At 39.1% G+C, this 24,338-nt stretch carries 23 protein-coding genes; 8 read left to right on the forward strand and 15 right to left on the reverse strand.

Features of this window, described 5'->3' with window-relative positions; translation table 11 throughout:
* The first annotated feature begins 20 nt into the window (after positions 1–20).
* Positions 21–122 carry a hypothetical protein gene (locus tag MMO42_RS18240; RefSeq protein WP_347005673.1) on the forward strand — a complete coding sequence of 34 codons (102 nt, stop codon included), beginning with the start codon at positions 21–23 and terminating at the stop codon, positions 120–122.
* Positions 123–138: 16 nt separating this feature from the next.
* Here the strand turns inward: MMO42_RS18240 and MMO42_RS02470 are convergent, their stop codons facing one another.
* Positions 139–1,482 (reverse strand): hypothetical protein, encoded by a 1,344-nt coding sequence (locus tag MMO42_RS02470; protein WP_241319113.1) that lies wholly within the window; start codon positions 1,480–1,482, stop codon positions 139–141.
* A gap of 393 nt (positions 1,483–1,875) precedes the next feature.
* Between MMO42_RS02470 and MMO42_RS02475 the strand changes: the two genes are divergently transcribed.
* Positions 1,876–2,754, forward strand: coding sequence for an SDR family oxidoreductase (locus tag MMO42_RS02475; protein WP_241319115.1), 879 nt, complete (start codon positions 1,876–1,878; stop codon positions 2,752–2,754).
* A 48-nt stretch (positions 2,755–2,802) separates the two neighbouring features.
* On the opposite strand, the gene MMO42_RS02480 is transcribed toward MMO42_RS02475, so the two are convergent.
* On the reverse strand, positions 2,803–4,212 hold the full coding sequence (locus tag MMO42_RS02480) for an iron-containing redox enzyme family protein (RefSeq protein WP_241319116.1): 1,410 nt from the start codon (positions 4,210–4,212) through the stop codon (positions 2,803–2,805).
* A 442-nt stretch (positions 4,213–4,654) separates the two neighbouring features.
* Between MMO42_RS02480 and MMO42_RS02485 the strand changes: the two genes are divergently transcribed.
* From MMO42_RS02485 to MMO42_RS02495, 3 genes are all read left to right on the forward strand, one after another.
* The gene (locus MMO42_RS02485; protein WP_171553006.1) at positions 4,655–4,837 is read left to right on the forward strand and encodes a hypothetical protein; all 183 of its coding nucleotides are present in this window, start codon (positions 4,655–4,657) and stop codon (positions 4,835–4,837) included.
* Between the two features lie 95 nt (positions 4,838–4,932).
* Positions 4,933–5,253 (forward strand): hypothetical protein, encoded by a 321-nt coding sequence (locus MMO42_RS02490; protein ID WP_005293655.1) that lies wholly within the window; start codon positions 4,933–4,935, stop codon positions 5,251–5,253.
* A 101-nt stretch (positions 5,254–5,354) separates the two neighbouring features.
* Positions 5,355–6,032 carry a DUF421 domain-containing protein gene (locus tag MMO42_RS02495; protein WP_241319117.1) on the forward strand — a complete coding sequence of 226 codons (678 nt, stop codon included), beginning with the start codon at positions 5,355–5,357 and terminating at the stop codon, positions 6,030–6,032.
* Positions 6,033–6,064: 32 nt separating this feature from the next.
* On the opposite strand, the gene MMO42_RS02500 is transcribed toward MMO42_RS02495, so the two are convergent.
* The 7 genes from MMO42_RS02500 to MMO42_RS02530 form a co-directional block, all read right to left on the reverse strand.
* Positions 6,065–6,292 (reverse strand): hypothetical protein, encoded by a 228-nt coding sequence (locus tag MMO42_RS02500; RefSeq protein WP_005152576.1) that lies wholly within the window; start codon positions 6,290–6,292, stop codon positions 6,065–6,067.
* Positions 6,293–6,343: 51 nt separating this feature from the next.
* Positions 6,344–6,772, reverse strand: a complete 429-nt coding sequence (locus MMO42_RS02505) for a hypothetical protein (RefSeq protein WP_241319118.1) — start codon at positions 6,770–6,772, stop codon at positions 6,344–6,346.
* Between the two features lie 279 nt (positions 6,773–7,051).
* Positions 7,052–7,306, reverse strand: coding sequence for a hypothetical protein (locus MMO42_RS02510; RefSeq protein ID WP_241319119.1), 255 nt, complete (start codon positions 7,304–7,306; stop codon positions 7,052–7,054).
* A gap of 185 nt (positions 7,307–7,491) precedes the next feature.
* A complete protein-coding gene (locus MMO42_RS02515) occupies positions 7,492–7,653 on the reverse strand; it encodes a hypothetical protein (RefSeq protein WP_005293645.1) in 162 nt (53 codons plus the stop codon).
* Between the two features lie 552 nt (positions 7,654–8,205).
* The gene (locus MMO42_RS02520; protein ID WP_241319121.1) at positions 8,206–8,748 is read right to left on the reverse strand and encodes a glycine zipper domain-containing protein; all 543 of its coding nucleotides are present in this window, start codon (positions 8,746–8,748) and stop codon (positions 8,206–8,208) included.
* 250 nt (positions 8,749–8,998) lie between these two features.
* Positions 8,999–9,478, reverse strand: coding sequence for a hemerythrin domain-containing protein (locus MMO42_RS02525; protein WP_241319123.1), 480 nt, complete (start codon positions 9,476–9,478; stop codon positions 8,999–9,001).
* An 83-nt stretch (positions 9,479–9,561) separates the two neighbouring features.
* The gene (locus tag MMO42_RS02530; RefSeq protein ID WP_005293633.1) at positions 9,562–10,014 is read right to left on the reverse strand and encodes a hypothetical protein; all 453 of its coding nucleotides are present in this window, start codon (positions 10,012–10,014) and stop codon (positions 9,562–9,564) included.
* A 351-nt stretch (positions 10,015–10,365) separates the two neighbouring features.
* On the opposite strand from MMO42_RS02530, the gene MMO42_RS02535 reads away from it, so the two are divergent.
* A complete protein-coding gene (locus MMO42_RS02535) occupies positions 10,366–10,818 on the forward strand; it encodes a hypothetical protein (protein WP_241319125.1) in 453 nt (150 codons plus the stop codon).
* Positions 10,819–10,900: 82 nt separating this feature from the next.
* On the forward strand, positions 10,901–12,226 hold the full coding sequence (locus MMO42_RS02540) for a D-serine ammonia-lyase (protein ID WP_241319127.1): 1,326 nt from the start codon (positions 10,901–10,903) through the stop codon (positions 12,224–12,226).
* 59 nt (positions 12,227–12,285) lie between these two features.
* On the opposite strand, the gene MMO42_RS02545 is transcribed toward MMO42_RS02540, so the two are convergent.
* Positions 12,286–13,185, reverse strand: coding sequence for a LysR family transcriptional regulator (locus MMO42_RS02545; protein WP_241319129.1), 900 nt, complete (start codon positions 13,183–13,185; stop codon positions 12,286–12,288).
* Positions 13,186–13,434: 249 nt separating this feature from the next.
* On the opposite strand from MMO42_RS02545, the gene MMO42_RS02550 reads away from it, so the two are divergent.
* Positions 13,435–14,583 carry a YbfB/YjiJ family MFS transporter gene (locus tag MMO42_RS02550; protein ID WP_241319130.1) on the forward strand — a complete coding sequence of 383 codons (1,149 nt, stop codon included), beginning with the start codon at positions 13,435–13,437 and terminating at the stop codon, positions 14,581–14,583.
* A 5-nt stretch (positions 14,584–14,588) separates the two neighbouring features.
* On the opposite strand, the gene MMO42_RS02555 is transcribed toward MMO42_RS02550, so the two are convergent.
* The 5 genes from MMO42_RS02555 to MMO42_RS02575 all read right to left on the reverse strand — a co-directional run bounded on the left by MMO42_RS02555 (position 14,589) and on the right by MMO42_RS02575 (position 23,871).
* On the reverse strand, positions 14,589–15,215 hold the full coding sequence (locus MMO42_RS02555; RefSeq protein WP_241319134.1) for an NTP transferase domain-containing protein: 627 nt from the start codon (positions 15,213–15,215) through the stop codon (positions 14,589–14,591).
* A complete protein-coding gene (locus MMO42_RS02560) occupies positions 15,212–17,992 on the reverse strand; it encodes a nitrate reductase (protein WP_241319135.1) in 2,781 nt (926 codons plus the stop codon). The genes MMO42_RS02555 and MMO42_RS02560 overlap by 4 nt, the downstream gene beginning before the upstream one ends.
* Positions 17,993–18,306: 314 nt before the next feature.
* Positions 18,307–19,926, reverse strand: a complete 1,620-nt coding sequence (nirD, locus tag MMO42_RS02565) for a nitrite reductase small subunit NirD (RefSeq protein WP_005293614.1) — start codon at positions 19,924–19,926, stop codon at positions 18,307–18,309.
* Between the two features lie 11 nt (positions 19,927–19,937).
* Positions 19,938–22,484: a nitrite reductase large subunit NirB gene (gene nirB, locus MMO42_RS02570; protein WP_241319137.1), complete on the reverse strand. Its 2,547-nt coding sequence runs from the start codon at positions 22,482–22,484 to the stop codon at positions 19,938–19,940.
* Positions 22,485–22,512: 28 nt separating this feature from the next.
* On the reverse strand, positions 22,513–23,871 hold the full coding sequence (locus MMO42_RS02575; RefSeq protein ID WP_241319578.1) for an MFS transporter: 1,359 nt from the start codon (positions 23,869–23,871) through the stop codon (positions 22,513–22,515).
* Positions 23,872–24,338: the final 467 nt, after the last annotated feature.

Consider the following 24,338-nt stretch of genomic DNA (forward strand, 5'->3'; position numbering starts at 1 on the left):
CACAGCAAATCAGTGCACTATTGGGTTATAAGGCAAAAAGCCAATTTCTAAGAGCATTCCAAGTCTGGTTTGGAATGACTCCAAAACAATATAGGGCGAGATTATACAACCCCACCCCATAATTCTGTCTTTATCGCATCAGAAATTTAATTTTTGATGCGGATTACAGCCTAGTGCTTCGAATTCTGCTTGAGTGAAATATTGTGCCTGCGGTAAATATTCACCCATAACTGCATGCTCATCTCCTGGTGTTTGAGTATTTTGAACTGCATTGTGAAAATGACTTGATGGCAACATATTGCGAACAATCACTCGGGCATCATTTTTATGATCTGTATGCCCTTTAGCTATAGAATAACCATCGCCATTCTCAGGCCATTTTAAGAATTCAACACCACATGCTTTTGTTGCATTACTTGGACGATCACGCTCTAAACCTGTCACAATAGTATATTTACCATCTGGATTAATCGTAATATTTTCATCATACAAGCAATCTGTTACTTTCTGCGAATAGAACTCATTCTGACACATCGACCAATAACGGAGCTGCGTATTTTTACTATCAAAACGTTCCTCTTCATTTAATGTCTTTGGTACAGTAGGAATTTTACCTCGAATGACAACAATCGGTTTAATACTACGATCTAAAAAAGTGGCTATATATTGATTATCAAGATTTGCATAAAAAGCAACTCTACGAATAGGGTTCGTATCGCAAATACCGTAAAAGTCACACTGCAAGGTATATGCCATATTATAACTTGAACGCCAAATTGGAATTTCTTTTGCAGGGTTATTCTTTCTGGCTTGAGCATATGTGTCTGCTGGAACCAGCGGAATAGTTAGTATTTTATTCTCGGTATTTAATGCCGTACATGCAGCCTGACCAGTTAGGACTTGCCCTTGTCTCGTGGTAAGTTCAATTTTAGGTAAACTCACTCCACCGAGAAGATCTTTCCCTTTGTTGGGTACATATACTCGATATACTATCACTGCTTCCTCACCGTCTTTTGCAGCGTCATACAGTGTATTGGCTGTTCGAGTTGCTGGCACATCACCTGCAGCAATGGTTAAAGTATATGCACGATTTGGGCTATTTCTGATATTTCCATCAACAAATGGATTCACTGCATTTTTATTTGGAATAATGCTGCTATCGCTAATCGCATCGGCTGGTGATGCATCTGTTTTATAGCTATTAATCGACATATACCGTGCATAAGGAAAATCGCCTTTGACACTAAGCGTGTCACCTTCAGGTAGGGTATATTTTGCACTCCAATAGCTGCTTCCCGTATCAGGATAAGCAAAATTCGTTTCAGGATTTTCTCTTATATATGGTCCTTGCCAGAAACAATCACTTGTTTCCACAGTTGGTGGTGAGACCAATCCAATTTCTTCATTTGAGTTATTTCCACAAGCACTTAAACCAAACGTCATCAAGCTAAGGCATGCAATAAAATTAATAGTCTTAAACATATGTCCTCCTAACATTTTGCTAACGACCTAAACAATGATAAAGCGGCACATTTGGTAAATAAGACGTTATTGACGACACTTTTCCTTATTAAGGTCGCATTTGACGACAAAATAATAACTCTTAAACATTTTTAGATATTTTGATGAGGCAAGTGAGAATCAGTAAAACATGATGAAATGAATCAAAAAAAATTAAAATTATTGCAGATCATTATAAAAAGCTTTTTTATTAATAAATAATACTCATTTTATAAAGCAGTATAGATAGATTTTCTTGAATTCCTCTACCTAAAAAATACAAATAAAACCAATCAAAACATAGTCCTTACTAAAATTAACAAGCTTTTAAAAGATCATTGAACTTATGGTTTATACGTTTAAAGGACACTCACAATGAACAATCAATCGAACCATTATCCTACTTCTGCTCCAGCGCAACATCAACAGCATCAACCCGGTCATCAGGAAGCCATGCAGCCAGAACCTGAAATCATTAAGAGTACGCATCAAGGAAGCAACAAGCTCAAAGCTAAAGTTGCCCTGATTAGCGGTGGAGATAGCGGTATAGGACGCTCTATAGCCATCCTCTTTGCTCGAGAAGGTGCCGATATTGCTATTATTTACTTAGAAGAAGATCAAGATGCTGAAAAAACCAAACAGCTTGTAGAACAAGAAGGTCAACAATGTTTACTATTAAAACATGATCTGAGCGATCCCCAAGTCTCACAAAAATGTGCCGAAGAAACCATAAAATTTTTTGGAAAGATCAATATTTTGATCAATAATGCTGGTGTGCAGTTTCAGCAAAAAGAAATTGTGAATATCAGTACCGAGCAACTGGAAAAAACCTTTCAGACAAATATTTTCTCTATTTTCTATTTAACTAAAGCTGTGCTCCCCCATTTAAATGAAGGAGACAGTATTATTAATACCACCAGTATTACCAGTTATCATGGTCATGATGAGTTAATCGATTACGCAAGCACAAAAGGTGCAATCACGACATTTACCCGTAGCTTATCCAACAATCTCATGAAGCAGAAAAAAGGAATACGTGTTAATGGTGTCGCCCCTGGCCCAATTTGGACGCCTTTGATTCCCAGTAGTTTTGATGCTGAAACTGTAGCAAAATTTGGTCAAGACACGCCAATGGGACGGATGGGACAGCCCAGTGAAGTTGCACCTGCATATTTATTTTTAGCTTCTGATGATGCCAGTTACATCACAGGACAAGTGATTCATGTCAATGGCGGTGAAATCGTCAATGGATAAGTCAAAAAAGCCTCCCAAAGGAGGTTTTTTTATCTTGATTAGAACTGACTAAGATGATGAATTTTTTAAATAAGGAAATAGTAATTCAACGTATTTCTGGGTACTCCACAGCCCTATGCTTTTATGATGAGATTCGGGCGCCAAGAACGGAATTAACTGACATAACTTCAATGCGAAATTATCGGTTTGATTAATCTTTCTCTGTAAATTTTCCAGTTCGCCATCAGAAATATAGCTAAAGAGAAAGTCATGCAAAGGTTGATCTTTATTTTTGTTGTGATGATAAGGAGCAACGGTTGCCGAGTACTGGTCGCCAGCAATCCAATCATAAATAATCTGTCTTTCTGCGGGAGTAAACACACCGTACATCTTCCCATCTTCATGACTAATCATTCGCCAGAACATACTTTGTTCAGGATCAAGATCAAATTTAATCCATTTTTTCTCAACCAGTTGCTGAATAAAAGCACTCATCTCCTGGGGATTTGCTAACCACTGATTAACAGACTTACATCCGATCAATTGCTTCTGGTTATGCACTGATTGGCCGATCATCGCCTTGCGCTTTAAAATTTTATGAACGAAACTTTCCAGATCAAGATTTTGAATAACCTGTGAGGATAAAATTCCATGCTGATTTAAAGCATAGCCACGTTTCACTTTATCTATAAAAATTGTTTTATCTTTATATTTTTTATATACATTTTCTAATACCTTCAAAGACTTATGCGCATGACCATTGGCTAGATTATCAATCGTAATATGTAAGTTAAAATATTTGGCATCAATACCTAACTCTTTGAGTTCATAATTGGTAATTAAAAGATGTAAAGGGAGTTGTTCGTATCCTAGATTGAAACCAATAATCTCTGGGATAAATTCAGGGGGCGCATATCCGAAAGCCAATTGAATAGCGGCGTGATGGTAATATTCATCATCAAGAAAGAATTCAAAATCATCTAAACCTAGATTGCGAAGCAAATCATCATATATACATACATGATTCGATTTTGCCTGCCCTAGCCCTAGTTCTTCCAAATAAATCACAATAAGGTCATGAAAAGTCGGATCATTCCAATAATTGATGATGCTGTATAGCCAAGCACCGTCTACCTTTTTGGTCGGTGCGACTTTCACTAAGAACTCAAATGCCTGTCCTATATTTTTAAAGTATTGACGTTCTTCTCCAGACTTTCGATGAGATAAATATTCTTGATAGCTTTGACATACTTTTCTATTTTCAGATTGGTACCAATCTTTTATTTCCTCAGCATTATTGGGTATATATGATTTTTTTAAGTTTACAATTTCTAATTCATGAGTTAATAAATTAACAGCTTGCTTTTCTTTTTCAAAATTAGATATGTCACCATCTAGAAAAAAACCAACTAACTCGTAATATTTTTTATGATCATCCTGTAATAAATCAAGCAATCTTTTTTTTACAACGACTGGCATTTTCATTCTCCGAATCGAAAATATAAGATCACATTACGTTGTTCACCCCTAACTCCTACTTTAATTTTGTTAATTCTGGTTAATATTGCAACAGCACTATTTAAAATACGATTTATATCAACAGCCTATGATTGAGGGTTTATTACATTCTAATATTTTGAATTATTTATTTAAAAATAAATCATAAAAATACATAAAACTAGACTAAATCAAAGTTAAATGTTGCAACATGTAATCCATATATAAAGTTATATTAATACTGTTTTAAATTAAAAAAACAAAAAAAAGATAAGTTATTAAAACAATAAAACTTATTAAAAATAATCGAATTACATTTAAATATAATGAAACAGGCTAGCACTATTTTAAAATTAAAAACATGTTTTAATTAAATCATCTGATTTACTCAGATAAAATCTAAAACCAAATGAGGTGTACGATCATGAGTAATACAAATAATCAACGCAATGAAGAGCGTAATAATCCACAGCAACAGCAGCAAAACCAAAACAATGACAACCGTCAACAGCAGCAACAACAGCAAAATGACAATCGTCAACAACAGGGATCTCATCAAAAAGATGAAAACCGCCAAGGATCAAACCAAAATAATCAACAGAAATAACTTCTAATTATTTTTTGATCAATAGATATTTAGGAGAATAATAAAAATATTCTCCTAAATTTTATCTAATCTGCAAAGTTAGCTGGAGAATTATCATGACAAATCCGAATTTAACCAATACCAATAATCAAACTTCACGTGTAAATATCGACCCCAATGATCATTGGCGTTCAAGTTATGCGACGCGCCCTTATTATCAAGAAGCTTCACTCGATACACCAGATCTTGATTATGACCGAGATTTTTCCAAAGCTTATGAGCTTGGTAGTCGCGCACGTGCTGAGCATGACCGCAATACCCAGTTTGAGGATGTTGAAGGAAACCTCAAAGAATCATGGGAAGAACTAAAAGCTGAATCAAGACTGAAATGGGAACAAGCCAAGCAAGCCATCAAAGATGCTTGGGATCGAATATAGAATCACTTACGCTACAAAAAATGAGCTTATTGGAAACATAAGCTCATTTTTATTGGGTAAAATATATACACTTACTAATGATAAGAAAGAGTATCTAATTAATGGATTTAATGGGTGTTTTCCTCCACGACACAACTTGGACTCTTGTTCTGGAAATTATCATTCGTTGTTGTGTGATGTTCCTTCTTATCCTAGTTTTTCTCAAACTTTCAGGTAAGCGTGGAATTAGACAATTATCTATCTTTGAAGTTGCCATCATCCTTAGTCTAGGTAGTGCAGCTGGTGATCCAATGTTTATTGACGATGCACCGATTGTTCAAGCATTCGTAGTTATGTGCACAATCATTATTCTCTATCGCTTTGTCACTTGGGCGATGATGAAGAGTAAAAAGGTTGAAATCCTTTTGGAAGGAAAACCTCTGTGCATCGTGGAGGATGGGTTATTAGTGATACAAGATATGCAAAAGGAAAAATACTCACATGATGAGTTCTTTGCTGAAATGCGTCAGAAAAGTGTAGAGCATTTGGGACAAGTCAAAGTTGCTTTACTGGAAACCGATGGCTGCCTAAGTATTCTTTTTTATGCCAAGGAAGATACCAAATGGGGATTACCCTTATTCCCTCAACATTATAAAAAGACAGATAATTTAAATACTCACCGCTATTATTCTTGCATGTATTGTGGCTTGACCCAACATTTGCTTCACTTAGAGCAAGAATGTACACGTTGCAACAGCAAGGATTGGGCTGAGTCGTTGCTAACACCACATATCAGCTAAATCTCACTTGATGTACTCAATCCTTCTCAATGTTAAGTGCCGATTCTAAAAGTTTTTCCAGTTCGTGGATGAGTAAAGGTTAAGTCCTCATTAAGTTGAATCACCGTATCTCTAATGACTACTTTAGACAATGGTGACCATGCTAAGTTACCGACCACTAAATCTGTAGCAGGTTCCATTTCATAAATTTGCTCGACAATAATTTTATCGCCTGTCTCACTGCTGGCATCAACTTCTTTTAGCATATATTGCTTTACCATTTACAAACCCCTTCGATATAACTTAGTCAAGTTTGAGTAAAATTTAATATATTAAACGGACTGCTTATCCTTGAAATATGAAACAATTGCATCACCGTTATTTTTTGATCTATTCACAATGTTTCCAACATCATCATAATGATAGTCAGGCACAATCACCTTACTGTTTAAGTTAGATACTTTTTTACTCTTGGATATTGTGACTTTCTCAATAAAACTGGCAAGCCATAGAATATATTCGGTTCTATTTTTACTTTTAGGTAAAATACTAATATCCAAACTTAATGGTAAATCTTTTGAATTCATGAGTAGATCTTCAAAATTTATATAGTTATAAAGTATCTTAAAATCTGTTTCTTTTATTTCAATCCGCAGCTCAATCATTAAATTATTTAGATCTTCTAAAGGTTCATCTACAAAGCCTTTTGAATCTTTAACATTCAAATATATTTTTTCCGCTAATTTTAAATATTGAGGCATGAGATTATTCCTTTATTTTTTCTATTATGCGATTTTGCTCTATTTAAAGTAATCGATTGTTATTATTGTTTTGACTTATGCTACTAAAATAAAAATTCGTATACATAAAAATTACACGATAAGTGCCAAACCTATCACTATCGACAAACAATGCATACTGCATCACATAAAAGCAAAATCTAGCCTTACGTTTATTTTTCCCAAAATGCCTGAAAAAGTTGAAGTTATTGCTCAAACTTCAACTTTTTCCTATAGATTTATTATATTGAGTATGAACAGCTAAGGGGTTTGCTGCGAGGTAGCGCTGCCCGTATGAGCATCTGATGTGCCATCTTGATTTGTTACAGGTGCTGAAGCCTCATGCTGTATATCATCGTGTAGCTGATTACTATTTGGCACAGGTTCAGTTTCCATCGAATGCGGTGTGGTTGTTTCCTGTCGAAGCGCTGAATTATCTGCTGTTTTGTTCTTTTCACATGCTGCAAGTGTGAAAACAAAACTTAATGCGATACTTTTCACAAGTAAATTCTTCATTTTCATTACCTCTCGCTTGTTTAAGATTTCACTAAAATAGATAGAAAATTATTCGCCATCAAAATGATGATTTGATGCGATTTCATCACTATTTCTTCGATTATCTCTGCATATTCCATTTATTTATAGTGCATGACTATGGGGTGATATAAAAGAAGCTTGTAACCAAGCTTCTTTTCTCAAGTCTATTTCAGGTACTTACTCAGCACCTTTTTCCCCTTAACTTCATCACTCAGGTTAATATCCTCATCTCTTTTCTCACCCGATAATTTAGTCTTATCTTTATGAGACTTATAATAGCAACCTAAAGCAACACCTGTTCCTAAAGTAATGATTGTCTTCAACATGTCATACCTCATTAATATATTTCAAAAACCTTATACTGACTATTTTTCATGTAACTTTCCCTCCTATTTATTTTAACTTTCTTAAAAAATGAAATTTTATGTAAGTAAATTAAAAACTTAAATACAACAAAAACAAAGTAACAGCCTTAAAAACAAGGGTTTATAATTTTTAAAAAAATATTAAATAAACATCTAGAAACAAGTTTAATTTAAAAAAGATCGTGTATTAATCAGAACATTAAGACTAAAATTTATTAAATTTTAATTAGAACAAAATCTAGAACCATAGGTTTTGTTAGACGTTTCAAATATTACTCTGTACAGTCAAATATCAATTTAAAAATCAAGATGAGTCCCCCTCAGTTTATTTGCTTTCATCCCCCAACACCCCTTATAGAAAAATAAATATTTTATCTATTATTTACTGATTAATCCCGAAAAACCTTACAGGCCCTTTTCATTTATAGACATATAAAATAACAGCGAATATCCCTTGCATAAAAAACCCTATTCTTTTAAGAATAGGGCTCTAAGCCAGACCAATGCCGATCTCTATTTGCTATGCTTACTATTTCTATTCCAAGCATCACGTGAAGCATGTTTTGCTTCTTCCCAAGATAAGCGTGATTCAGCTTTGGCCTGTTCCCAGTTGGTTCTTAACTCGGGTTCAACCTCTTCAAACGCCACATCTGGATCATAACCATATCGTTTTTCGTAACCTACACGATAGGCATCTCGATAATCCCGATCATAATCTAGATTCGGATATTTGGTGTTTGCATCACTATAATAAGGCTGATTCAGATAGTTTTCGCGCCAGTAGGCATCTTCAATCGTAGGATCTATGGCTTCTCCTACAGCTTTTCCAGCCAAACCTCCTACAACTGCGCCTACAGCACCACCCACTAAAGTCCCTACTGGACCGCCAACACTCCCTACGACAGCGCCTGTTGCTGCACCACCTGCAGATCCAATCCCTGTCCCAACTGGATGTGAACCAGCCTCACCTGTAATCGGATCGGCATTTAGGTCTTCTTTTACTTCATCTGGTGCATTTCTAATACGTTCACGATCATAATCATCTTGGTTTATCATCTTTATTCTCCTTTAAGAAAATAATTCACTCAAAACAAAATTCTCAACTGGAATTTGAATAAATGAATTGTTTGTACTTTCACCTTAAGCGAGTTATTTGTTAAAAACAGTGATAAGAATTTTCTTTAAGTTAATGTTTATCACTTATGGTAAATAGAGAAACATCTTGAAATAGGACGACACTTTTAAATGATTAAACTGAAAAAACCCTCATATTGAGGGTTTAAGAATTTCATACACTTCTATTATTTTAAGTCAGACTATCTTTGTCTTTATTTAAATATTTTATATATTCTGCATGGTATTTCTGAGCTAACTCTTTTTTCTGCTGCTCAGGCAAAATTTTCCCTGCTTGTTGAAAAAAACGATGCTCTTCTTCCTCTAAATGATGATGAACGACATGAGATAATTTTTTAGCAATCGCAAGCCATCCAGTATGACTAAATTCAGTTTCTGTCAGCTTTTCCAGCAGTTCATCCATTTCATGATGCTCTGATAAAGCATGACGGGTAATATTCAATCCTGCATCTGACATCATTAATGGAATATATAAATATCGATCTTCTGCCACAGCATGTGCAAAAAGTTCATTTTTCAGAAGCTCAAAAAGTTCTCTTCTTTCTTCACTATCGCCCGATGTTGTGATTAACTTTTCAGAAAAATTTCTTTGTTTTTCATGGCTTTCACGTAAAACTTCAAATATTGTCAATGCATTCTCGCTTGTTGGCATATCCTACACCTTAATTTGAGAGACGTTTTGTTGTTCTAATTCACACGAATTTAAATCAGTCATATTGAAATTCTTTATAAATTTCAAATGCCTTTAATTTCGTCAGCGAAATCATCACTTCTAAAGTAAGAAATAATTCTTTCCCCACTATGCTCATTTCTTATGTCCAAAATCACATTTGGATCACTTTGAAAAGTAAATTCTGGTGGGATATCCTTATGTATCGGTGGTAGACGTTTCACACCGCCTTCTGTAATTTTTTCAATAAACCCCGCAAGCCATAGAACAAACTCATCCTTGTGCTTATAGCTTGGAATAAGACTAATATCCAGACTGATACGACCATCTTTTGCCGGTTCTTTAAAGCCATCAACAAAATCGATATAGTTGTAAACCAGCTTTAAATCCGTATCGATTAACTCTTTACGAATCTGCTTGATGATAAGATTTAAACAGTCTTGTTTATCAATCATAAACTTATCATTTTGCTGAAATTTTCTATAAATATTCTCAGCAATTTTCAGATATTGAGGCATTTTTTTCGATCCTCTCAAGTGATGTACTTAGTTTTATTATGAAATGGAAATTATTCTTATTTGTAATGATTCACTTTAAACTTGTAAATAGTATGATCATTATGCAACTTTTTAACATTTTGTAATAATACCCTCTCTCCCGCTTGGCTTATAAACTTCAGATTCCGTATGCGAAAGGCAACAGAAAGTACACCTAAGATTTCACGTATAAAACAATCATTTAATCAAGCTCAATTTAAATTACATCAGCTCATAGTTTTAACAATTCAACAAATAAATCTAGTTAAATCTTACATTTAAAGCGCTTAACTTAAAAGAATACGTATTACTTCAAGAATGAGAAGGAGAGAAATGGCTTATCAAAATGATATTCAAACCCTCACAGCGATTGCTGAGGCTTTTCGCGATGCATTGGATCATGTCACACATGGCTTTATTACAGGTGTATTCAGCAAGTTCCCAAAAGAATGCGGTGCTGATGCCTGTGATCTATTGCAGTATTACTTGCTGAATGTTCATGCGATTAAATCAGACTATCGAGTTGGAAAGGTTCAAATTTCACCTCAAGCACCCGAAATTGCGCACTGCTATCTGCTCGTGAATGGCATCATTATTGATATTACTGCTGATCAATTTCATCAAGAGTGGTTTCCCAAAGTAATTGTATGTGAAAGTAGTGAATATCCACTGATTCCTTATTTTAAATATGTCCGCAGCAAGTCTGGTCAAACCCTGCTTCCATTAAATGATTATTTGCAATCTATCTATGGGCAAGTGATAAAAATTTTACAGGCTAAAGTGTGAGAAACAGTACATCCAAGTGCCAAATTGCTTTAGGCTGTACCTCGTTCAGTATTCACTTTCTTTAAATTTTTTGAGTACGCTTATGCAGTCAGAACAGATCCAACAACTTGTAGCAGAATATCCAATTGTTAAAGACCTGATTGAGCTCAAAGAGACAGTTTGGTTTAACCCTGATTTCACCACGCTAGATGAAGGTTTACCTTATGTTGGGCTTAATCAATCTGATATTGATGATGCCCGTGACCGTTTAGCACGTTTTGCACCTTACTTGATGGCTGTCTTTCCAGAAACGCTTGCAACGAAAGGTATGATCGAATCTGAGCTGATCGATATCCCGAATATGCAACAGCATCTGGAGGCTCACTTTAATCAAAAAATAGCTGGAAAGTTATGGCTTAAAAAAGACAGTCATCTACCCATCTCTGGATCAATTAAAGCACGTGGTGGTATCTATGAAGTGCTTTATCGAGCAGAGCAACTTGCTATACAAACCGAACTACTCAGCGTTCAAGATGATTACACTAAGCTAAACAGCCCTGAATTTAGAGATTTTTTTGGTCAATATAGTATTGCCGTCGGTTCAACAGGCAATCTCGGATTATCAATTGGCATTATGAGCGCAAAATTAGGCTTTGATGTGACGGTACATATGTCAGCAGATGCCCGCCAATGGAAAAAGGACAAATTACGTTCACATGGCGTAAATGTCATCGAATATGACCAAGATTATGGTGTAGCTGTAGAACAAGGCAGAAAAGCAGCATCAGAAAATCCAAATTGTTTTTTCATTGATGATGAAAACTCTCGCACTCTATTTCTAGGATATTCAGTCGCGGGCGAACGCATAAAACAACAATTAAGACAAAAACAGATTGTTGTTGATCAAGATCATCCTCTATTTGTTTACTTGCCTTGTGGTGTTGGTGGCGGACCAGGTGGTGTTGCCTTTGGTTTGAAAATGGCATTGGGCGATCATGTGCATTGTATATTTGCAGAACCTACTCATTCCCCATGTATGTTACTCGGCGTATCCACTGGTTTACATGATGAAATTTCGGTTCAGGATATCGGCATTGATAATATCACTGCTGCTGATGGTTTAGCCGTGGGTCGTGCCTCTGGTTTTGTTGGTCGCGCCATGCAACGACTGTTAGATGGTTTTTATACGCTTGATGATCAGAGCATGTATAGCTTACTCGGAATGTTAAATCAGTCTGAGCAAATCAAACTCGAACCTTCTGCATTGGCAGGTATGTTGGGTCCGATTTTAGTCAACAGACATCAACGCTATACGGCTTTACATCAATTTACTGAGCAGCAGTTACACAATGCCAATCACATCGTTTGGGCAACAGGCGGTGGCATGGTTCCTACACAGGAAATGGAAAATTATCTGGCAAAAACCTAAAGATGCTTTAGTACATTGTAGAGAAATAGAGAGTTCCCACCTCTCTATTTCTCTTTGTGCTAAACCAGTATTGCTTCTGTTTTCTCAATGGGTATTGTGCGTTGTAAATGATCAAAAAAATGATGCATGTTGGTTCCCCATTTGCTCATCGCGGCATCAGCAATTAAATAGGTATTGATTTCAGAAAAATCTGCGTCGATTTCATGAATCATCACACTCTGCGCATAATGCGATTGCTGGATATAGCTGATAGGTAAAATTGCCACGCCAACATCAAGACTGACACAACTGACGATACCATCCAAACTTCCCATTTCAATCACATTGGCCGCAGGTAAATGATGTGTTGATAGGAATAAATCAATCGCTTTTCGATAACTACAGCCCTGTTTAAACGCAATAAATTTTTTCCGCGCTAAATATTCATTTGAGAGCTGTTGTGGCGAATTTTTCGAAGTGATAAACACTAATTTTTCCGTCCAAACATGAAAATTAAACATGCCTTCGATCGGTGCGTGATTGGCTACAAATGCGCAATCCAACTTAGATGCTTTAACTAAATCAATGAGCTCTCGGCTTGGCGCAGTGGACAGAGCAAAAGGAAAATCTGCAATATACTGCTGTAAATCACGAAATAAAGACGGGAGACGGACTGCCGCTGTAGTTTCCATACTCCCTATTTCTAAAGGAAAATTGGCAGCAAGCTGAGTGTTGTTAAAGGTGTCTAGCAGCTCTTTTTGTATGCGGAGCATTTTCTCTGCATAACCATGTAATTGCACGCCTGCTCTTGTTGGTTGTATTGGATTCTGACGGTGTAGTAATTCTACATTCAGTTCTGTTTCTAGTTTTTTGATATGGCTGGTGACATTGGACTGCACCGTGTGCAACACCTTTGCCGCGTCAGAGAAGCTTCCCAATTTCACTACCATTGCAAAAATTTCTAAAGATTTAATTTGCATCGCTATCACTATTAAAGATAGTTAGTATCAATTCAAATCATTTTACATGATTATCAACTCTTGTTTAAATTTTATTGAATTTCTCATGATGCAAAGATGATTCAAAATGAACACCTCTAAACTTATACTTTTAATCTGTATCTTAAGTTGTTTCAGCTATGGGCTTTATTTGTTTGATTACAAATTTCTTGCCAAAGCACAATCTCTAGAGCACATGAGTCATAGCGACTAACTGTAGGGACAAGCATCATGACCAAGCTTGAGAAACACAGCAACAGCTCACTACAATCTGCAATCTGTGCAGCGCTGATTATGGCAATTGGGATGGGATTTGGCCGCTTTGCATTCACAGCGATCTATCCACATATGATTGAGGAAGGCATTCTAAGCTTGCATAGTGCCAGTGTCGCAGCATCCGCTAACTATGCTGGCTATTTGTTTGGGGCTTTATTCGCAATCAAAATTCAGTCACAACATAGTTATTTAAGCTGTGTACTAGCAACTATTGGCACCGCATTTTGCTTGATCCTTCTTGCCTATGTGGATGTAAATTCGATCGTTATTTTTATTCGTGCTTTGGCAGGTGTATTCAGTGCCTTAGCGATGATTTCAGCCTCGTTATGGCTGTTGGAACAACAGAAACAAGCACATCAAGCCCCTATTTTATATGCAGGGGTTGGTCTTGGCATCGCCTTATCAGCTGAACTTTTGACTTTCGGCTCACAACTCGGGTCGCAGAGTAAAAGCTTATGGTTATTGCTTGGGCTATCCAGTTTTGTCCTTGGCTTCGCTGCTATTGTTGGTTTATCTCGAGCTCAGCCCAGACAGGTTTTAGAGTCGCATGTATCACACACCAATGCTAAATTGCCAAAAGCGATCCCTCTGATTCTGATTTATGCCTTGACAGGCTTTGGCTATATTATCACGGCAACTTATTTACCTTTGCTGGTCAAACAGGCCTTACCGAATATTGATGCGGCACACATTTGGGCGATCTTTGGTTTGGGTGCGATTCCTTCCTGTTTTTTTTGGCATGACCTACATCACAGACTTGGGACTCGAATCGCTTTATCCTCTAACCTGGGATTACAGGCTGTCGGCGTTGTATTACCCATCATGCTGCCAACCGCTTTGGGTTATCTGTTGAGCGCATTACTGGTGGGTGGTACCTTTATGGGAACTGTGACCATTGCTATGCCTGTCGCGCAGCGAATCGCAAGTCAAAGCAAAAATAATTTAATTGCCATTATGACCGTCGTCTATGGCCTCGGTCAAATCATCGGGCCAATCACAGCAAATGCCCTATTTACAATCTATCATACGCTCAACAGTTCACTGATAACCGCAGCGACTGCATTATTGATTGCAACACTGATTAGCCTTAAATCAGTTAAATAGATCTATTAACCTGAAATAGATTGCTTAAAAACCTTCATCTGCTTGTATTGTTGCAACTCATCTAAGGAGTTAATGCTATGACAAAACAGGCTTTGTTTTTGAAATGTGACCGTCTGTGCATTCAATTGTTTAAAACAATCTCGCAAGCTGAGTTTTTTCTCTGCGATTGCTTGTTCCAGCACCGACAAACTTTCTCGCTTTAGCAAACAAAATGGATATAAAGCATCTCCATTCATTGTAACGTACGCCACCTGTGCTTGAGGAGTCTTGTGTAAGGCTCGATGCAGTTTGACTAAAACCTGATTTGGTATATAAGTGACGTCGCATGGAATAAATAAAACATAGTCAGATTCTACATGTGACCATGCGCTTTTCATGCCCATTAATGGGCCTAAAAAACCCTGCTGATCATCAGCATAGCATTGAATGTCTGGTTCAATCTGTTGGTAAATCGAACGATCACGATGGCTATTCACCCAGATATGTTGTACTTGGGTCTTAAAATGCTCAGAAATTTTTAACAGTTGAATCTGATCATCAAACTGTTGCAGTAGCTTGTTCACGCCATTCATACGGCGCGCTTGCCCTCCCGCCAAGATCACCAGATCTGTAGCGGGATATTCTGTATTCATGCTTCTGCCTCCAGTTGACAGGTTTTGATCAAGCCACGAATTTCAGGTAAGCAGGAACCACAATTTCCGCCTGCTTTTAAACATGCAGTGACTTGTTTTTCATGCGTGATATTTTGCGTTTTAATGGCTTCAATAATCTTATTTTTACCCACTTTAAAGCAACTACAGACCAATGGTCCATCATTATTTGCAGCGGACATTGGCATACCAGCCAGTAGCGCTTTACGATGCAGGGCACTTAATCGTTCACGTTTAAATAGGCTAGCCACCCAATCCCGATCAGGCAATAGATCGGCAGGTGCGATATATAAACTGGCAACCAGAATACCTTCTTTTAAAATCACACTATGACTGAGTTGTGATGAAATATCTTCAAGGCTTAACCATTCATAAGTTTCATCGACAAAAGGTAGGAAGCTTTTTAAATTCTTTTGGGTTTGATCAATACTCTGACGATCGGCAATTTCATAACGAATGGCTTTTGCAGTTTTGATCTTGGTCCACCATGCACAATTTTGCAATGAAGCTTTGATATGATGTTCAAAGCCTTCACGTACATAGAGCACGCCTTGCCAAGTGGTATGGAACGGCTGAATTGCAACAGGGGTATGTTTAAATTCAGGTTCACCTGAAATAGCATCCACCACAGGATTGACCACTTTACCAATCCGCGCATCAGAAGCGACTTGCTCAGTCCAGTGAATCGGTGCAAAGATTTGGCCACGCCGAACCCCTTGCGCCAAGGTCACACGCAGCACGCAACGGCCCCATTCCGAGCGAACTTCGACCAAAGCTTTATCACGAATACCAAATTTTAACGCATCATTCGGGTGAATCTCACAAAATGGTTCAGCGCGGTGTGTGGTGAGATTTGCCGATAAACCCGTGCGAGTCATGGTATGCCACTGATCACGGATACGCCCCGTATTCAACACCAAAGGATAATCTTCAGAGACCGTATGCACTGGATCTATGGCAACGGTTGGAATCAATTTGGCTTTTTGGTTTTTATGGCTAAAACGACCTCGATCAAATAGCTGCTCCACCGCAACACTTTGACCTTTCTCCCATACAGGCCATTGGATTGGGCGTAGATGATCATATTCATCCAGACTTAAATTCATGAGGCCCTTTAAATTGAAATAACGGAAATTTTCAACTTGGTCGCGTTGGTCAACACTGGCATTTTGATAAGCTGATAAAGCCGCATGTTCATTAAAAATGTCACAGGCATGACTAAAATCAAAACCATTAAATCCTAGTTTTTTCGCAACCTGTGCAACTGCCCACCAATCGGCTTTGGCTTGTTTTGGCGGAGTTAAAAATGCACGTTGACGTGAGATACGGCGTTCAGAATTGGTAACTGTGCCATCTTTTTCACCCCAACCCAGCGCGGGTAACAATACATCTGCATAAGCCGTAGTATCGGTATCTGCACAAATATCAGAGACCACCACAAACTCACATTTTTCCAATGCACGTTTGACTTGATCTGCATCGGGTAAGCTCACCACAGGATTGGTCGCCATAATCCAGATCGCTTTGATTTTGCCACTTTCCACTGCTTGGAATAAATCAACTGCTTTTAAGCCTGCTTGCTTGGCAATCACAGGGCTGTTCCAGAAATCTTGTACCAGTTTTTGATGTGAAGGATTGTCCAAATCCAGATGCGCAGCCAACATATTTGCGAGTCCACCGACCTCACGACCGCCCATGGCATTGGGTTGACCCGTCATAGAAAATGGCGCTGCACCTAATTTGCCAATTTTCCCAGTCAGTAAATGACAGTTGATAATGCTATTGGCTTTGTTCACCCCTTGAGAGGATTGATTAACGCCCATTGAAAATAGCGTAATCACTTTCTCCGTCTTGGCAAATTTATCAAAAAACAGTTGTAATTTTTCTGCGGAAATCCCTGTCCGTTTCACTAGTCCATCAAAATCTTGTTCGCTGGTACTCGCCGCTAAAAGTGCCGCTAAACCTTCGGTATGAGTCTCTACAAAATGCTGGTCTATACAATCATTGTGATACAAATACTGAAACAAGCCGTTAAATAAAGCCACATCCTGACCAGGTAAGATTGGCAAATGTAAATCCGCTTGCTCACAGGTACTGGTAAAACGAGGATCAACCACCACCACAAATAAATCTGGATTCTTACTCTTGGCCTGCATGATGCGTTGATACAGAACAGGATGACACCATGCAGTATTGGAACCGACTAAAACCACCATGTCAGTATGTTCAAAATCTTCATAACTGGCTGGAACAATATCTTCGCCAAAAGCACGTTTATGTGCCGCAACCGCAGATGACATACATAAGCGTGAATTGGTATCAATATTGGCAGTGCCCAAATAGCCTTTTACAAACTTATTCACCACATAATAATCTTCTGTCAGCAACTGACCTGAGACATAAAATGCAACACTGTCTGCGCCATATTGATCAATACAGGCTTGAAACTGATCTGCAATTTTCTCGATGACTTGATCCCATGTAGTGACTGTGCGATGGTTTTTACGGCCAAACATCGGATGCAAGACACGGGTTTCCAAGCCCAACGTATCTGCAAGATTGCTGCCCTTGATACACAACCGTCCAAAGTTTGAAGGATGATTCATATCACCAGCGACTTGTACCGTCGTGCCATGTGCTTTATGTTGGACACTTACATCCACACCACAGCCCACGCCACAATAGGGACATGTTGTTTTTGTTATGATTGTTTCTGCTTGATCGGAGCGACTGTGTTCTAAATTTTGAATACTGTTCATGACTGCCCCTTTTACCTCATTAATCCACTGAACTCTACGCTCAACAAAAGTCTTTCTGAGTTCTTCTCCAGTTTCAGCTCAAACAATCTTTCTAAAACTAGATTTTTCTCATCACACACTACCGTGACAGGCGGCATGGATGCCGCCTTGTTGAACTGCGGTAGCAAGGACGTACCGTCAGTTCAACAAAGGATTTTTGTTACTTTTCATCCTTGAAAAGTAAGGCAATGCCTTTACAAAAAACATCTGCTCATACATGCAATATGCGGCAATACCATTAACAATTAATCTATTCTTCACAAAAGAATTAGCTTTTACCCTGCCTTTTTCATTGCAAAATCCTTACCAAATAACAACTTGTTTCTAAATGTAGAAACGGGTGTTTGATCTGCAATCAACTCGGCATACCACATGCCATCTTCCGTATCACCAAACAGAACCGCACCAATCACTTTGTCTTTCTGGATAATGATACGCTTATAAATTTGACGTTTATCATCATTGAGGATGATGTCTTCATAATCCTCTTTCGGTTCAAAATTCCCAGCAGAGAATACGTCGACACCACTCACCTTTAACTGCGTTGGTACGGTTGGTGATTTAAAGGTTAAGCTGCCATGTTCAGCCAAATGCGTTGCACAAATAAAGGCTTGTCCCCACAGTGGTTCAACCAAACCAAAAGTTTGATTACGATGCTCGATGCATTCGCCCACAGCATAGATGCTCGGATCAAAGGTTTGCATGGTGTCATTCACCAAGATGCCACGATTACAACGTAGTCCTGCGCTTTGAGCCAAAGCAATATTTGGACGGATCCCGACCGCAAAAATGACTAAATCTGCATCTAACACAGTTCCATCTTTGAGGCGGACTTGACTGACATGCCCCTCTTCACCAATCAATGCTTCGGTATTGGCTTCAGTAATGATATTGATACCCTTTTGCTCAATACTATGGCGTAACATACGGCTGGCACGTCCATCCAACTGACGCTCCATAATTCGATCCATCAGGTGTAGAACGGTCACATTCATGCCACGTTGTTTCAGTCCATACGCCGCTTCCAGACCCAGCAAACCACCACCAATCACCACGGCATTCTTCTTGGTTTCGCAATATTTGATCATGGTGTTCACATCATAAATATCACGGAAGCTGATCACACCTTTTAAATCCACACCTTGCACAGGTGGAACAAACGGCGATGAACCAGTCGCAATAATCAAACGATCATAATCAACGCTTTCGCCTTTCTCGGTATGTACCACTTTGCGAGTACGATCAATTTTTACCGCAGGATCATCAGCGATAAATTTTATCCCTTTATCGCGATACCATGCATGTGGATGCAGCATGATGTCATCAATGGTTTTTTCACCTGAAAGCACTGGTGACAGCATAATACGGTTGTAATTGCCCCAAGGTTCTTCACCAATCACCGTCACCTCATAGCGATCTGGTGCCATGTCCAGTAAATCCTCTAAGCAACGCATACCCGCCAGACCATTGCCAATCAGCACCAGTTTCAGCTTTTCTTGCGCAGCGCCATTGTTGGTAATATAGGTTTTTTGCGGAACAGACCCGACCCAAACACGACCATTTTCAATTTTGGTTGGAAAAACCAATAACTTTTGGTCTTTATCTTCCAAACAACGTCCCGTCGCTAAGCTGAAATGTTGCTTATAAATCGGCGATGCAATGACACGTTCACCTTGTAAATCGCCAATAATGCCACGGCACATTACGTTGGCTTGGCTGAACGGATCCTTATTGCTTAAAGCATAAATACGTTTTTCATGCCCAACACGGAACAGTGCAACCGACTGACCTTCAATCAATGCGCCTACGCCTGTATTCGGTGTGATGTCATCCAAAGCACACACCTCAACCCATTGATTTTCTGGCAGCATATCGATGTTCTTTAAACTGGTCATTTGAGTTCTCCTTATGCTTCAACCATTGGGATACGATCTTCTGAACGTTCAGCTTCATTTAATGGGCGAATCTGATCACGCACCTGAGTAAATTGAATATGTGGATCAGCTTGCTCTTCTGCACTGGTGTTGATATAGGTTTGGAAACGTTTACGGATCTCAGGATCTTCAACCGCGGTACGCCATTCATCTTGATAAGTGCCAATCACATGGCTCATACGAAGTTCTAACTCTTCTGCAAGCCCTAGCGAATCATCGACAATCACCGCTTTAAGATAATCCAAACCACCTTCCATATTGTCACGCCATACACTGGTACGCTGTAAACGATCTGCTGTTTGGATATAGAACATAAAGAAACGATCGATATAACGAATCAAGGTTTGGGTATCAAGATCAGATGCCAATAGCTCTGCATGACGTGGTTTCATGCCACCATTCCCACAGACATATAGGTTCCAACCTTTCTCAGTTGCAATCACCCCGACATCTTTACCTTGTGCCTCTGCACATTCACGGGTACAGCCTGACACGGCCATTTTCAATTTATGGGGTGAACGTAAACCTTTATAACGATTCTCAAGTTCAATCGCCAAGCCAACAGAATCATCAACGCCATAACGACACCATGTACTACCGACACAGGATTTCACAGTACGTAAGGATTTACCGTAAGCATGACCTGATTCAAAACCTGCTGCATTGAGCTCTTCCCAAATAAATGGGAGTTGATGAATTTGCGCACCAAATAAGTCGACCCGTTGTCCACCTGTGATTTTGGTATACAGGTTATATTTTTTGGCAATTTGACCGACAGCGATTAAACCATCTGGGGTGACTTCACCACCTGCCATACGCGGCACAACCGAATAAGAACCATCTTTTTGGATATTGCCCAAGTAGTAATCGTTACTGTCTTGTAGACCCGCATGGCTTGGCTCAAGTACGAAATCATTCCAACACGATGCCAAAATATTGGCCGCCATCGGCTTACAAATATCACAGCCTAGACCATGACCATGTTGATGAATCAAATCGTCAAAGGTCTTGATTTCATTGACACGAACCAAGTGATAAATTTCTTGACGTGAGTATGGGAAGTGCTCACAGACATGGTTATTGACCGTCACACCTTGACGCTGTAATTCAGATTTCAACACTTGCGTCACTAAAGGTGCACAACCACCACAAGCCGTCGCCGCTTTGGTACATTTTTTCAACGCACCCAAAGAGGTTGAACCTTCACAAATCGCTTGGCAGATATCAGCTTTAGAAACGTTGTTACATGAACAAATGGTTGCACTATCTGGTAATAAATCAACACCACTGCCACCTGCTTTCGCACCTGAATCAGCAAAGCCAGGCATGATCAAACTTTCAGGCGTTTCTGGAAGCGTCAAACCATTCAACATCATTTGCAGAAGATCATTGTATTCTTTGGCATCACCCACCAATACAGCACCAAGCAATTTGGTTTTGTCTGCATCAACCACAATTTTTTTATAAACCAATGCATCCTCATCAGCATAGAAATAGCTGAGTGAGTTTGGCGTCATCCCATGCGCATCACCAACGGATGCCACATCAACACCCATCAATTTCAATTTGGTGCTCATATCTGCACCTGCGAAACAATGCGTATCTTCAGCAAGGATATGTTTAGCAGCGATTCGTGCCATGTCATAGCCAGGTGCGACTAAGCCATAGATTTTGTTATCCCACAGTGCACATTCACCAATCGCATAAATATTGTCATCTGAGGTTTGGCAATAATCATTGATTTTAATCCCGCCACGCTCACCCAATGCTAAGCCACTGACACGCGCTAATTCATCACGCGGGCGAATCCCTGCCGAGAATAAAATGATATCGGTTTCAAGCACACTGCCATCTGCAAACTTCATGGCATGTGTGGCACTTTCACCCGCTTCAATACATTGCGTGGCTTTTTGGGTATGAACTTTAACCCCAAGATTTTCGATTTTACAGCGCAATACTTTACCGCCAAGATCATCAATCTGCACTGCCATTAAACGCGGTGCAAATTCCACCACATGCGTTTCCAGATTTAAATCACGTAGTGCTTTGGCTGCTTCCAACCCCAATAAGCCACCACCAATTACCACACCTGTCTTTGCGTTTAAACTTGCTGCACGAATCGCATCCAAGTCCTCAATAGTACGATACACAAAACAGTTTTCACGATCATTCCCTGAAATTGGGGGAACAAAGGCATATGAACCTGTTGCTAATACCAATTTGTCATAATGAATCACATCACCAAAATTGGTGGTCACCGTTTGCTCGTTACTATCAATTGCAGTTGCTTTGGTATTCAATCTTAAATCAATACCATGTGCATCTGCAAAATCAAAACGAGCCAGTGATAAGTCTTTTGCTGTTTTACCAGAGAAGTATTCAGTCAAATGTACACGGTCATAGGCAATGCGTGGTTCTTCAGCAAGAATTGTTATTTCTAATTCATCATCAGCTTTCTCTAAGATGGCTTCGATGAATTTATGACCCACCATACCGTGACCAATCATCACTAATTTCATTGTGTTTCTCCTAAAATCTGATCTTTGATTAAGCTGCGCTGCTTTGTTCTGAACGACGTTCCAACATGGCTTGCTCAAACAGCTGTTGTTCTTTTTCTTTGTGCTCTACCGAAAACCGAATGAGCATTACTGAGCTTGCAGCAATCACCACCAAGCCACCTAAAACCATTAAACAGGTTTGAATATCGACCATACCTTTCAACAAGAAGCCTGCTGCAACTGCACCCACATTGCCGCCTGCACCAATGATGCCTGCGACGCCACCCAAGGCTTCACGATCAATAAATGGAACCAAGGCATACGTTGCACCACATGCCATATGGGTAAACAAAGCAAAGATGGTCATACTCAGAATTGCAAGTGCTGGACTATTCATATGTGCAAACAACATCAGGAATAACCCCTCACCCAAGATCAGGATAAATAAGATTTTAGTACGACCATCCAAACCTTTTTTCAGTGCAACTCGATCCGAGACTATACCGCCAAGCGCACGGGCAAACAGGGCCAACAAACCAAAGATTCCTGCCGCTAAACCCGCCTCTTTTAATCCAAAATTAAAATTCTCGACGTAGTACATCGCGATGATGTTGTGCATAAAGATTTCAATGCCAAAGCAGGCTGCATAAGAACAGAACAGGATCCAAACGCGATAGTTACGAGCTGCATGCATCAAGATTGCCATACCACCTTTCTTGTCGCTTCCAACCACAGCACCTTGAGCCCGTAATTCTTTAAAGTTACCTTGTGGGCTGTCTTGAGTCAGTTTCCAGTAAAGAATGCCGACAATGACCATCATCACACCTGGCACAATCAACGCAATTCTCCAGCCCATGGTTTGTTCAACACCGAACATCACCAAGGCGGCAAGAAGTAATGGCATGAGCGCTTGGGTTGCTCCACCACCTGCATTGCCCCAACCTGCGGAAGTTGCATTGGCAGTACCCACTACATTTGGTGCAAACATAATGCTGGTATGATATTGAGTGATCACAAAGCTTGCGCCAATCGCACCAATCAATAAGCGGAAAAACAAGAAGGATTCATAACTATTCGCTGCCGCAACACCAAACACGGGAATGCTGCCCAACAATAACAATGCTGTGTAAGTTTTACGTGGCCCATACTTATCACACAGCGGACCGACGATGAGACGAACCACAATCGTGATTGCAACGGCTGCGATATTGATATTGGCGATCTGATCTTTGGTGAGATGAAACTCACCAGCAATGACTGGCATTAATGGTGCGCAGGCAAACCAAGCAAAGAAGCAAACGAAGAAAGCAAGCCAACTCATGTGGAAGGCCCGCATCGCTGGTGCTGAAAAGTTAAATAACTTGATTGATGTGGCTTTTTTCGCCGATAAATCTAAAGACATTGCCATCTCCCATACTGAACGTATCTTGTGTTGTTGATACATCACGCTGTATCAACAAACCGATCAGATCGGACATCGTTGGCCGTCTTACAATTTTGCAAGTCATCTTTGACTCAAGAAATAGTTAGCAAATGCTGTGCCAAGTATTCATGAGTAGTATGAAAATAAAATATTAACCATTGTTTTATATTAACTTTATTCATTTATTCTTTCTTTTTAATAGATATCAATTCAGTTAAAGATGGTAAGTTCAACACAACGACCTGTTTTAAAGCATAATTCGCACTGCTTCAAAACAACTCTTTTTACGCACCAAAACAGAACATCTCTATTTTTTTAGATGGCAAATCTAATTTTTCATTTCCAGTCCTCACCAGCAGCGATACAATAAAGCGCATAAACAATACGCTTACGGAGCGATTGCACCGAATAAGAAATGAAAATACATTCACTGGCACTAATTTTGCTTCAAA

Source organism: Acinetobacter sp. ANC 3882 (genome assembly GCF_022549545.1).
In the GTDB taxonomy this organism is placed as follows: domain Bacteria; phylum Pseudomonadota; class Gammaproteobacteria; order Pseudomonadales; family Moraxellaceae; genus Acinetobacter.